Origin of the sequence: Rhizobium ecuadorense (genome assembly GCF_001187535.1) — a bacterium.
Taxonomy (GTDB): Bacteria; Pseudomonadota; Alphaproteobacteria; order Rhizobiales; family Rhizobiaceae; genus Rhizobium; species Rhizobium ecuadorense.
Window position 1 is genome coordinate 188,797 of the sequence record NZ_LFIO01001267.1, and the last position, 11,634, is coordinate 200,430.

The 11,634-nt window shown below is 61.8% G+C and carries 13 protein-coding genes; 3 read left to right on the forward strand and 10 right to left on the reverse strand.

Annotated features, from left to right (window positions below):
• Positions 1 to 14: 14 nt before the first annotated feature.
• The 5 genes from AF337_RS27125 to AF337_RS45675 all read right to left on the reverse strand — a co-directional run bounded on the left by AF337_RS27125 (position 15) and on the right by AF337_RS45675 (position 5,731).
• On the reverse strand, positions 15 to 2,171 hold the full coding sequence (locus AF337_RS27125; RefSeq protein ID WP_049734566.1) for a hypothetical protein: 2,157 nt from the start codon (positions 2,169 to 2,171) through the stop codon (positions 15 to 17).
• Entirely contained in the window at positions 2,171 to 3,742 is a 1,572-nt protein-coding gene (locus AF337_RS27130; RefSeq protein WP_049734567.1) for a terminase large subunit, read from the reverse strand. The genes AF337_RS27125 and AF337_RS27130 overlap by 1 nt, the downstream gene beginning before the upstream one ends.
• Positions 3,708 to 4,178, reverse strand: coding sequence for a terminase small subunit-like protein (locus tag AF337_RS27135; protein WP_049734568.1), 471 nt, complete (start codon positions 4,176 to 4,178; stop codon positions 3,708 to 3,710). Before AF337_RS27135 ends, AF337_RS27130 begins: the two co-directional genes overlap by 35 nt.
• A gap of 19 nt (positions 4,179 to 4,197) precedes the next feature.
• Positions 4,198 to 4,434: a spike base protein, RCAP_Rcc01079 family gene (locus AF337_RS27140; protein ID WP_049734569.1), complete on the reverse strand. Its 237-nt coding sequence runs from the start codon at positions 4,432 to 4,434 to the stop codon at positions 4,198 to 4,200.
• Between the two features lie 1,051 nt (positions 4,435 to 5,485).
• Positions 5,486 to 5,731: a hypothetical protein gene (locus tag AF337_RS45675; protein WP_244471326.1), complete on the reverse strand. Its 246-nt coding sequence runs from the start codon at positions 5,729 to 5,731 to the stop codon at positions 5,486 to 5,488.
• Between AF337_RS45675 and AF337_RS27145 the strand changes: the two genes are divergently transcribed.
• Entirely contained in the window at positions 5,681 to 6,334 is a 654-nt protein-coding gene (locus tag AF337_RS27145; RefSeq protein ID WP_483150635.1) for a dienelactone hydrolase family protein, read from the forward strand. The genes AF337_RS45675 and AF337_RS27145 overlap by 51 nt on opposite strands.
• A gap of 241 nt (positions 6,335 to 6,575) precedes the next feature.
• On the opposite strand, the gene AF337_RS27150 is transcribed toward AF337_RS27145, so the two are convergent.
• The 4 genes from AF337_RS27150 to AF337_RS27165 all read right to left on the reverse strand — a co-directional run bounded on the left by AF337_RS27150 (position 6,576) and on the right by AF337_RS27165 (position 9,292).
• Positions 6,576 to 7,013, reverse strand: a complete 438-nt coding sequence (locus tag AF337_RS27150) for a hypothetical protein (RefSeq protein ID WP_082336874.1) — start codon at positions 7,011 to 7,013, stop codon at positions 6,576 to 6,578.
• 296 nt (positions 7,014 to 7,309) lie between these two features.
• Positions 7,310 to 7,840, reverse strand: coding sequence for a YidB family protein (locus AF337_RS27155; RefSeq protein ID WP_049734572.1), 531 nt, complete (start codon positions 7,838 to 7,840; stop codon positions 7,310 to 7,312).
• A 160-nt stretch (positions 7,841 to 8,000) separates the two neighbouring features.
• Positions 8,001 to 8,342, reverse strand: a complete 342-nt coding sequence (locus AF337_RS27160; RefSeq protein ID WP_049734573.1) for a hypothetical protein — start codon at positions 8,340 to 8,342, stop codon at positions 8,001 to 8,003.
• 203 nt (positions 8,343 to 8,545) lie between these two features.
• On the reverse strand, positions 8,546 to 9,292 hold the full coding sequence (locus AF337_RS27165) for a glucose 1-dehydrogenase (RefSeq protein WP_049734574.1): 747 nt from the start codon (positions 9,290 to 9,292) through the stop codon (positions 8,546 to 8,548).
• A gap of 107 nt (positions 9,293 to 9,399) precedes the next feature.
• Between AF337_RS27165 and AF337_RS27170 the strand changes: the two genes are divergently transcribed.
• Positions 9,400 to 9,744 (forward strand): ArsR/SmtB family transcription factor, encoded by a 345-nt coding sequence (locus AF337_RS27170; protein WP_049734575.1) that lies wholly within the window; start codon positions 9,400 to 9,402, stop codon positions 9,742 to 9,744.
• Between the two features lie 56 nt (positions 9,745 to 9,800).
• Here the strand turns inward: AF337_RS27170 and AF337_RS27175 are convergent, their stop codons facing one another.
• On the reverse strand, positions 9,801 to 10,325 hold the full coding sequence (locus AF337_RS27175; protein WP_244471324.1) for a GFA family protein: 525 nt from the start codon (positions 10,323 to 10,325) through the stop codon (positions 9,801 to 9,803).
• Positions 10,326 to 10,720: 395 nt separating this feature from the next.
• On the opposite strand from AF337_RS27175, the gene AF337_RS27180 reads away from it, so the two are divergent.
• A partial coding sequence (locus tag AF337_RS27180; RefSeq protein ID WP_160320363.1) for a cadherin-like domain-containing protein occupies positions 10,721 to 11,634 on the forward strand: 914 nt, incomplete at its 3' end.

Sequence of the window (11,634 nt, forward strand, 5' to 3'; positions counted from 1 at the left end):
GCTGTTGCTCCCGTTCACTGATAGGGCGGCTGCGCCTGGAATTGCTGCCCCTGGAATTGCTGGCCCTGGATCTGCTGCCCCCCGATCTGCTGCAATGCCTGCGCCGCCATCTCACCGCGCGCCTGCTCCACGGTGGCGCGATGCTCGATCTCGGCCTCTGCCACACTGAGTTCGGCCTTGCGCTGTTCGGCGCCGGCCTTCACCTCGGCGGTTTTCAGCTTGAGCATCTCGCCGGGCGATGGCTGCGGCTCCGGTTTCGGCGCGCTTGCTGCCTGGGAGAGCTGGGCGCCCACCTGCTCCAGCGTGCTTTCGAGCTGGCGGCCGGCCCGGAAGCCGCGGGCGGCAAAGAGAAGCGTCTCGACCATCACCGGCACCAGCATCGGCGACTGCTGCGCCATGGCGCCCGCCTGCTGCATGAAGCCGCCGACCATCTGGACGAATTCCATGCGGCGCTGCTTTTCGGCGTCCTCGTCGGGCTCGATGGTCGAATCCGTCTCGATCTCGATCTGGAAGCCGCGAATGCTGTCATTGCGCAGGAGCTGCACCACCTCGTCGATCGTCGGCTGCCCCATCATCTGCTGCAGCTGCGGCGGCATTTCGGGCGGCGCCATTCCTGGGGGCGACTGGGCGGGTTGCCCCATCTGCTGCGCCCGCATGGCCGCCTGCTGCGCCGCCATCTGCATCTGCTGCATCTGCATCTCGACCTGCTGCTTCTGAGCCATCGTCGGTAGCCGGATGCCGCTGACGAGCATCAGCGTTTCCGGCTGGAACTGGTCGCAGATGATTTCGCCGGCAAGGCGGATGATGTCGCGGGCAAAACGGGCGAGCTCCGCCTGGCGGTCGCGGATGCGGATCGAGCCCCATTGGCTCTTGATGCGCTGGGCTGTGGCCGTCTCCGATGCCTGCGTGTCGCCGCGCACGATGTCGGAGATGCCGGTGATCTGATATACATCCTCGATCAGTTGCTTGCGGGCCGACATGCAGGCGACGATCACCTTCTGCACCTCGTCGATCGGCAGCGTCACGATCGCCTTCGAGCCGCCCTTGTCGGTAAAGGCCGCCCATTCCGGGATCGGCACCATGACCATGTCGTTCTCAGGCCGCATCGCCTTCTCGATCGCCGGCGAGATCGCGCCGTCGCCGGAGGGATAGAACACCTTTAGTCGGAGCTGGTCGGTCAGCTTGTTGATGCGCTTTGTGAGAAGATCGATCTCGTCGCATTGCTGCTGGTAATAGACATAGTCGGGAACCGGGATCAGCGAGCTCGTCGACATCGTGCCGTAGGCCGGGCGCGGGCAAGGCCAGAAATGTGTCAGATCGAGCGGCGGCTCGGAGACCTCCAATGCCACCGGCGAACCGTCGGCAATCCAGACGGTATAATTCTCGCTCTTGCACCAGATTTCCCAGACATGGGTCTTGCCCTCATTCTCCAGGCGCTCGGCCTGGCTGGTGCCCTTATTGCCGGCCGCACCTTCGGCCGCCCGCGATGCCGTGGCCTCAGCGCCGAAGCGCTTCTCCATTTCCTCGTCGGTCATCGGCACACGCCGCGCCACCCAGGTCACGTCCTTCCAGCGCCGCGCCGGCGAATGCAGGAAATCCGACCAGTGGACATAGTCGATGCAGACACGCTCGTCGCTGATCGCTTCCGGCTGAGCGCCGCCCATCCGACCTGGCAAACTCTCGGGTAGGTTTTGGGCTGCCGCCGGGTCCGAGGGCTGGACGCCCATATCGAGCGGCTCGAAATCGGCCTCGTAACGCAGCCACACCGTGCCCCGGGCGCAAAGCAGAAAATCGTCGCGCACCGCCCGCATGATCGAATCGAGATCGGCCTCATCGCCGGTATAGGCGAGATTGCGTTCGACCAGTTCCGAGGCGATGCGCGCCACCGGCTGGGCATCCTTGAAGCGGCGCTCGACGACCGGCTGCGGCACGCGGGCATAGACGGCCGGCTGCATCACCGAGGTATTGGCCCAGAGCATCGGAAAGCGGCGCTTGGCGGCACTCGTCTGGTCGGACTGCTGGTCGAGATAGATCTTTTCGATCTTGACGCAGCGGTCGTGCCAGGACTTGAAATAGCGCTGGGCGCGCTCGAGTTCCTGCTGCCAATGGGCGCCGACCTTGGCCGGATCCCAGCGCTGCCCGTCCTCTGAAGCCGTTATCTCGTCTTCCATCAAACACGCTCGCTATGTCTAGGGGTGGCATCGGCAAATTCGTTGAATGTCATCGTCTGGAACGTCGGCAGCGACTTACGCTCGGACTTCAGCGGTTCGGGCGCCAATCCGGTGAAGATGATCGCCAGGCCGCCGAAAGCATCAGCGCCGTGTGACGCCCAATTGTGCAGCGGTTCGTCGCGGAAGACGCCGAGATCCTCGTCCCAGTCCTTGCGGTAATTGCGCAGGCACTTGATGCCCTCGATGCAACCGGCCTGGTCGAACTCGACCTTGGCCAGAATGCGCCTTGTGCCGTTGATGCGGTCATGCACATAGGCACGCTCGACCTTGCGCACCGTGCCGAGGCCGCGCGCCCTGACCTCTTTCAGCATGATCTCGATGCGGGTCATGCCGCCGCGCGTCCACTCCCGCACCTTGATGTCGTGCGGCATGTTGTGCACGCCGTAGACATAGCCGTGCTCGGTACTGCGCCGCGCCAGCTCGTCGAGCATGCCGTCCATGCCGGTGCCGGTATGCTCGAAATAGCCGATCATCCGCACCCGGCCGGGCAGCACCTGGAACAGCCAGACGCTGTTGGCATCGTCCATGCCGATGTCGGAGATGGTGTGAACCGGATAACCTTCGACATGCGGGAAAACCCCGATGCGCTCTTCGGCGTCGGCGACCGCCATCTGTTCGGCATAGTAGGCGCCCTCGACGCTCGCCTCGAAAGCCTCGGCCGGCGTCGAGGGATATTCGCGCTTCATGTCGCCGAGCTGGGTTTCGGCCTTCTTGACGTACCAGGCCTTCTGCCCCTCCGTCAGGGTGATCCCCTGCTCGGCCAGCTGGCGGAAATATTTGGCGAAAGCATCGCTGACGATGACGCCCTGAGGCGCGATCGCATAGTGCGGCTCCTTCCACCAGGGGAAGAAATGGAACTTGAAGTCGAGTTCGGTCAGCTCCAGCGCCTGGCGCTGCTTGACCTGGGCATCGTCGCAGAGCGCGTAAAAATGCCCTTCCTGGCCTTCCGCCGTGCTTTCGATGAACACCAGCTGGCCGGCCTGCACCGTGTTTAGTGCGCCCGTCCTGACTTCCCGCGCCTTGTCGGGATATTTGGCGCAGAGCTTTCCATATTCGGAAATATGCAGATATTGCAGCGTTCCCGAGCGCAGCGAGGTGCCGACGCGGATGCTCGAATTGTTGGCGAGCAGCAGTTCGGCCTGGTTGCCCCTGACGACGGGCACGGCGTTGCGGATACCCTCCGGCAGATTGTCGTAGGGATATTTGACCTTGTCCCTGAAGATCGTCTGCACGTCGCCGAGCGTGTGGGCGATGGTGCCGGCCCGGATATCCCGGTTGAAGACGCAGGCGTCGAGCATGAAGATCTGGATGAAGGTCGTCAGGCCCAGCTGGCGGGCCTTCAAGAGCACGTTGAGATAATGCATCTCCTCGAAAAACGTCGTCTGCGTCCAATTCATCTCGAACCTGACGCGCCGGCCGGCTTTGTCGGTGATCCAGTAAAGATTGTTCAGCCGCCAGCGCCAGTCGGAAAACTGGTCAACCGCCGTTTGGAAGTCCGCGGGTTTTGCCATTGATATCTTCCAGCAATTGCGAGACTTCGCCGCTCACGCCCTGTTCGGGCTCGGCCTTCGAACCGTATTTCTTCGGCCTGAGCTTCTCGGCGACCCATTGGCGGGTGGCGATGCGCAGCTGCGAGCGCCGGATCGCCTCGCCATTCTCCTGCCAGCCGGTGGTCTCGCCGCTCGCGTTCTTCTTTTCGATCCAGTCATTGCTGCGGTCGTCGGCAATCTCGACCAGCTCGTCGACGAAACCGTCGGCGAGGATCTCGCGCGCCAGCGCATAGCGCGCCCGAAACGCCGCCTTGCCGTCATCAGCGAGCCAGGAGAGCACCGTCGATTTCGCCGGCATATCCTCATCCCGGCAGATCGACCGCAGGCTTTCCCGGTCGGCAATGCGATCGCAGATCTTCTCGGCCAGCGCCTGGGTGAACTTGGTCGGTCTGCCCATGGGGTCTGTTGCTGAACGCTCAGAACAGCGCGATGATGTTGGACGCCGTCGTCCCGGTCAGCGCCACGATGGCCGCATGCACCGGCAGGATCGTCCCGGCCGGCACGCTCCTGAAAATCACCGGATCCATATCCCGCCGCGGCGCAATCGCCACATCGCCGGCAGTGCCGATATAAAGCGACCGCGCCCCGACAATCGCACTGTCATTCGGCGTCACCACTGCGGCGCGGGAGGCCGGCGCAATCGAAGCGTCCATTGCAGTTCTCCTTGTGAGAAATGGGTTTCCATGCCGATGCGGCCACAGAGGGGCACGTTTAGCTCCGGTAGGTTTGGCGAAAACGACCCTCCACCCTCCGTCATCCCAGGCCTCGAGCCTGGGATCCATGCCCACGTCTGGCGGAGGCCAACGTGGATCCTCGGGTCAAGCCCGAGGAGAACGGAGCAAGGGATGAGCACTGTGCCAAACCCGCAGTGGCGTTCGGTAACGCTGGCCGGGGAGCCTCGGCGAATGCATGCGATCGAAGAGCGATACCGACTAGATCATCGACATTGCCTTCGGATTCAATATTCGCAGTTTGGATTTGCGGTAGTGATAAATGATCCGCCGGGGGGTGATCAAGCGCTAATTGGCCCAGTTTAGAATCAAGCCTGCCCGACCAAGTGGCGGCAGAATGCCATCCGCTATCCGGCAAGTTTGGCAAAACCGCTAGCCCCACCCTCCGTCCTCCTCGGCCTTGAGCCGAGGATCCATCCCCGCCACTTGATGGAAGCCAGCTTGGATCCTCGGGTCAAGCCCGAGGAGGACGGAGCAAGGGGGAACTCCGTGAGAAATAGCGGTTGCACTCATTGACCGCGGCCGGTTCGCAAGCCTTAGCGAATGGCGCAGCCAACCGCAGGCCGACGCCGACTTTGCCGACCTCACCTCTGGATTCAAATCTCACAGCTTGGATTTACGGTAGGCTTAACTGACTTGCCGGGGGGTGATCAAGGCCTTTCCAACGTAGTCCCGAGTCAGCCTAAAACTCTGCTCTGCCGACCCAGTAGGCGGCAGAATGCGCCGCTATCCGACAAGTTTGGCAAAACCGCCACCCCACCCTCCGTCCTCCTCGGCCTTGAGCCGAGGATCCATGCCCGCCACTTGATGGAAGCCAGCGTGGATCCTCGAGTCAAGCCCGAGGAGGACGGAGCAAGAGGTGAACTCCGTGAGAAATAGCGGTTGTGAACTCTTCCCCGCCCAACCCCATCCGCTTTGCCAACCTTCAGCTCCGGCGTACAATGAGCATTCTGTCGCTCAAACGATGGAGGCGTCAGTGAAAACCGCGAGACTTATTGTTTGCTTTGCCGCCCTTCTCGGCATCACGCTTGCCGAAAACCCAGCCGATGCCGACGAATTGGTGCGGTTCGAAAGCGCTCCCGTCAAACTCAGCGCCTTTCGAATACGCAAGGCCGCGGAACAGGGAGAAATTCTCGCCCAACCGCCAGGCATACCGTTGCTCGGATATTTGTCTCGCCCTGGCGGTGACGGCCCCTTCCCGGCGGTCGTCGTCATGCATGGATGCGAGGGTATGCGTCCGAGCGTCAAGGACCTCTGGCCGAAACGGCTGGTCTCCTGGGGTTACGTCGTGCTGGTGGTCGACAGTTTCACCCCCCGCAACATCCAGGACACCTGTCGAAGCGCCCTCCCCGATCGCGTCTTCGACGCCTATGGCGCTTTGAATTTCCTATCGAAATCGAGCTTCGTCGATATCAGGCGCGTCGCGCTGATGGGCTTTTCCACGGGCGGCACCGCAACCCTGGAGGCCACAAAAATCGAAGGCAACGAACAGTTGATGGAGCACAAGTTCAGGGCGGCGGTCGCCTACTATCCGGCCTGCGCGGCCAGTCAAGGCGATGCGACGGTACCGACCCTGATCTTAAGCGGCGACCGAGACAATTGGAGCCCGGCTGAACGATGCCGGAAGAGGCTGGCCGGTCTTGATGACGATGCCCCGCCGATCGAGTTCAATCTCTACAAGGGTGTTTATCACAATTTTGATGCCCCGGAGTTCGCGATGGGAAGGAGGGTGTTGGGTCACATCGAAAAATACGACCCCGACGCCGCGACAAAGTCCATCCGCAGCGTCTACACGTTTCTTCGGACATCCCTGTCGAAATAAGTCTGCCATCCGCCAACAGCGAGCGTGACACCCAACACACCCCCAACCTCCGTCATTCCAGGCCTTGAGCCTGGAATCCATGCCCGTTGCTGATGGGTGGTCGGCGTGGATCCTCGGGTCAAGCCCGAGGAGGACGGAGCGTGGGGTGAACTCTGCGGTAAATCAGCGACGTATGGCGGAAGGAGAGCGTCGGTGCGCTCCCTGATCCCTCCTCAGCCATGCCCACCCGCCAGCGGAGGCACTACCGCGAGAGCATCGCCTTCAGTCGCCGTTGCAAGGCAGGATGTTCGGCAGAGATTCGAACCTGGCCAAGCGCGTAACGCATGGCGGGCGTGAACGGCAGCCAATGCTGCAGATGATCCAGCAGTTCATCCGACATCATGTCTTCAAGCGGGCCGGCGCCCAATTGACCGAGCGCCTTTTCGTGATCGGGCAATTTGGCTTGCTCGACAATGGCGAGAACCCGCTTCAACACCATCTCTTTCGGATCGTGAAGCAGGATCGTCGACCAGTACCATGCGCCGGGATCCGCCAGATAGGCCTGGATATAGGCTTCAGCGGCAATCGATGGCTTTCCAAGGGCAACCATGTCAGGCAGCCAGGCAGGATCTGACGCGATGGCGCTGCGTGTGAAAACATGGGTTGGGGAAGTATCGGAGCTGCGGTGTCTCTTGTTCACTTCCGGGCGATCCGCGTTGATGGCAACAGGTGATTTAGCGCGCCGCAGAATCCTCATCAAGTCCGACCGCAATCATCACGCGCGTCAGCGGCGAGTGTGGCACCAACACACCCCCAACCTCCGTCATTCCCAGGCCTTGAGCCTGGAATCCATGCCCGCCGCTGATGGGTGGCCGGCGTGGATCCTCGGGTCAAGCCCGAGGAGGACGGAGCGCGGGGTGAAAGCTGCGGCAAATCAGCGATAAATGAGCTGACGCGCGCCGGCTGCCTGCCGGCCGCGCGCCCCTTAGAGCAAACCTAAATGCCGCCCGGCCGCGACGTGGTCGAATTGCTCGCCGACGACAAAAAATCCTCTTCTGGTGTCGGCAGCTTCCCTTCCGGCGTCAGGTCGTCGACGGCCTTGGGGAGATCGCGGCTCAGCCGCCCGAGAATCTCCTCTCGCGACAGGCCGGTGTTCCGGGCAATCTCGTTCAGAACATCCGGGCCGAGGGCTTCGGCGAGCTGGCCGTCATTAATATCGGCATTCTGCCCGGGTTTTACCCATGAGTCGATCTTGTCGCCATGGCCGTTCTGCTGAAAGGTTTTCAGGAGATCGCCGAGACCGCCGCTGACGATGCTGCCGGAGGTCAGCCCGCCGAGAAGTCCGCCCAAACCGCCGGAGCCGCCGAGCCCCCCGAGGATGCCGCCAAGCCCGCCCGGCTGCTGGCCTCCGGCGCCTGATTGCTGCGGGTTCTGAATGCCGCGCAGGAGTTCCCCGATCTTGTCTCTGTTCTGGTAGCCGGCAACGGCAAGAACGGCGAGAAGCGCCTTCAATTGACCGCTCATCATGATGAATCCTCCCATGGTTCAAAGACTGCAGCCGACCCATGCAGAGCGCTGCATGGGCAGCAATGTCCGGCGCGCCCAAAGGTTCCGCCGGCATCGGCACGACGGCCGTCTTCTCTCTGTCACCAGGCTTTGCCGCCTACCCCGCCGCTCACACCGCGGGTCAGATTTCCGGGCAGCCGCGCCGGTTGGCAAAGATCATCCGCTCCGGCCCACGGCGCGTCATCCCCTGGACGACGACGCTGCGCGGCGACATGCGAACGACCTGCGCCCGGCGAAGTCCTTCGCTGCGGGCAATATCGAGCGCATCGCCCGGATCGCAGCCGCGCGGACCGCGGCGGTCATATCGGTCATAGCGATCACGGTCGCGATCGCGATCGTAAACGCCGACGCCGCCGGGGCCGACCCGCAATTCCAGATTCTGCGCAGCCGCGATCGTCGGCGAGATCGTCGAGCCGGTCATGGCGGCGAGGCCGACCAGGATGAATTGAAGAGATTTCCGCATGAGTTTCTCCCAGGGTTTTGCGCTGTATCGCAAACCCAACCTCGCCATGCGGAGTTTGTTCCTGAAGACAGAGGGCCCGGGCCTTTAGTCGGAATGTGCGGCGGGGCTTACCCCATGCGGGAGCTTCTGATTGCCATGGGAAGTGTAAAGCTCTCTCCGGCGAGGAACGCGCGCCCCATAAAGGCGCGCGCAACCAACCAGCCTTAGCGGAAACCGCCGCTGGCATTCAGCCGTTCGCCGGTCAGCCAACGGGCGTCGTCGGAAGCGAGGAAGACGGCGACGCCGGCAATATCGTCCGGCTGGCCGACGCGGCCGAGCGGCGTCTGGCCGACGATGACCTGCTCGAAATCCGAGCCGATGACGCCGGCCGTGTGCGTTCCCTCGGTCTCGACCACTCCCGGCAGGATGGCGTTGACACGGATTTTGCGCGGGCCGAGTTCCTTGGCAAGCACGCTGTTGATGCCATCCACGGCGCCCTTGGTGCCGGTGTAGACGGCAGAGGCCGGCGGCGCCACGCTGGTGACCACCGATGAGATGTTGATGACGCTGCCGCCCTCGCCGAGATGTTTGACCGCAGCCTGGGTGGTCAAGAGAACGCCGAGAACATTGACGTCGAACATGCGGCGATAATGTTCCTCGGTCACCTCTTCGAGCGGCGCGAATTCATAGACGCCTGAGTTGTTGACCAGCACATCGAGCTTGCCGAACTGCTTGACCGCGGCATCGACCAGGCCCTGCGCCTGCTCGGCCTTGGAGACATCGCCCTGCACCGCGATCGCCTTGCCGCCGGCCGCATTGATTGCCTCAACCACGGCGTCTGCCCCGGCCTTGCTCGAAGCGTAATTCACCACCACGTCAGCACCTTCGGCCGCAAGCGCCTTGGCAATCGCGGCGCCAATGCCTTTGGAGGCCCCGGTGACCACAGCGACCTTTCCCGTAAGCTTAGCCATATCCAATTCCTTCTGATCCGGACTGCCGTCGAAACTGGCGGCCTTGTTCCGTAGTTCAGAAATTCGGAACTGTTGATCTTAATGTCAAGGGTCGCTATATAAAATTCATGAGACCGCTCTTTCACCCAGCCCTAGAGGACATCCGGCCCGAGGCGATCCTTTATGCGCTTTCCGATCCGGAGCGCGCCGCAATTTTCGCCTGGCTTTCCGGTGCCGGCTGCGGCGGGACCTGCTCGGCGCTGGGCCAACTCGGCGAGCGGGTCATCCCGAAGTCGTCGCTGTCGAACCATTTCAAGGTGCTGCGCGAATCCGGCCTGATCCTCAGCGAACGCCAGGGCGTGGAGATGCGCAACCAGACCCGCTGCGCCGAACTCGACGAACGCTTCCCGGGGCTGATCAAGGCCATTCTGACGGCCTACGGGCAGCTTCCCGAGCAGCCGAAGGCGGATTGAACCGCCGGCAGGCCGTTTGCCAAACCGCGTGCCCTGCCCGCGATGATCGAGCAAATTCACTCGTCGGCATGACGCTCGATCGCCTCGGCCAGACCGATCCAGTGCGGACGACTATTCCACCAATGAACATGATCCGGCGCGGGAAAGGATGGATCAGCGAATGTGCCGCCCGCGATGACGACCGAGCCGGGGAAGTACGCTCCGGATTTCGAAAATCCACCGCCGCCACAGATCCGGCAAAACGCTTTCATCACATCAGCTGTGCTTTCGCCTTGCGGATACCATACGGAATAGTCTCCGGAAACGACCCGGAGATCCGCCTCGCGGAACCACACATTGTGTGAAAGCGCGCTGCCGGATGCACGCTGACAACGTCTGCAGGTGCAGATGTGGTTGTGCAAAGGATCGCCATCGACCTCCAGGGACAGGGCGCCGCAGCTACACTTGGCATGAAAGATCGGCATCTGATTGTTCCGTGTTGACAGACGGTTGTTGATCTTACGGTTCTGCAATCGACAAGGTCCATCGGAAATTTTCAGGCCTTTCGATGCGAGATCGTCTGTCCGGTAGTTCCCCTGCATCCGCGCACAATTTCATAAAGCTCGCGGGCCAGTCCACCGCGTCGCGAGCTTGCTTCGCTTATGAAACCTGTCGAGCTGCAGGCCTGGCCCAGTCGGCGCCGTGTGGAACTCTTCCGTGCCGATAAACCGGAAGTGCAGCTTGCCATTTCGATGCTGGCGCAAATAATCTCATGCATTGCTGAATTAACCATATGCATAATCAACCTAACTCTATTGTATAGTTTGTAGCACTACATGTATTGCATGGATTACTATTTGTAAAAATATAATATACCGTCAATATGGGCATGTTTATTCCGCGATTGCGTCGGCGATGGGTGGGCGCGCCCGGATTAACAATAACAACTGGGGCGAACACTTTCATCGTTTGCAGTATCACTGGGGGGAAATTTGTAATGGCGACTACGACAGTTTCAGGCACGACCGTCACGTTTTCGAATTCAGGCGCGGCAGCCGATCTGACACAATCCGGCACCGAGGACGGCAGCCTTCAGTTCACGTTCGACGTCTTGGCCGCAAGCGGGGGCGGCGTGAAGACGACGATCTATTCGGTCGATGACGGCGTCAAAAACGACGACGGAGGGGCAGCGATCGTCGTTACCAACAAGGCGTTTGTCGATTACAACAAGGACCTGCTGATCCAGGACGGCGTCGGCGTAAGCTTCAGCCAAACCAGCCAAATGGGAGCAACATTCTGGATCGGCAATGACAACAAGATCCACTATGACGCAGCCGGTCTAAGCGCGCAGATCAACGCGCTCAATGCCGGAGAAACGTTCCAGGACACGATCCAGTATACGATCAAGATGTCGAACGGCACGCTCAGCGTCGGCACGCTGAAGGTTGTGATCAACGGAGCCAACGACGCCCCCGTTCTCAGCAGCAATGCGGCGACGCTTGCGGCGGGAACCGAGGACACGCCCTACACGATCAGTACCGCTGCCCTGCTGGCCGGCTTCACCGATGTCGACGGCGACCAGCTGTCGGTCTCAGGCCTCACCGCCAACCATGGTGCGCTCGTCAACAACAACAACGGCACCTGGACCTTCACGCCGGATGCCAACTACAACGGCCCGGTCAGCCTCAGCTATACCGTCATCGACGGCCATGGCGGCAGCCTGCCGGCAAGCCAGAGCTTCACGCTTGATGCGGTCAACGACGCACCCGTCCTCAGCGGCAATGCGGCGACGCTTGCGGCGGGAACCGAGGACACGCCCTACACGATCAGTACCGCCGACCTGCTGGCCGGCTTCTCCGATGTCGACGGCGACCAGCTGTCGGTCTCCGGCCTCACCGCCAACCATGGTGC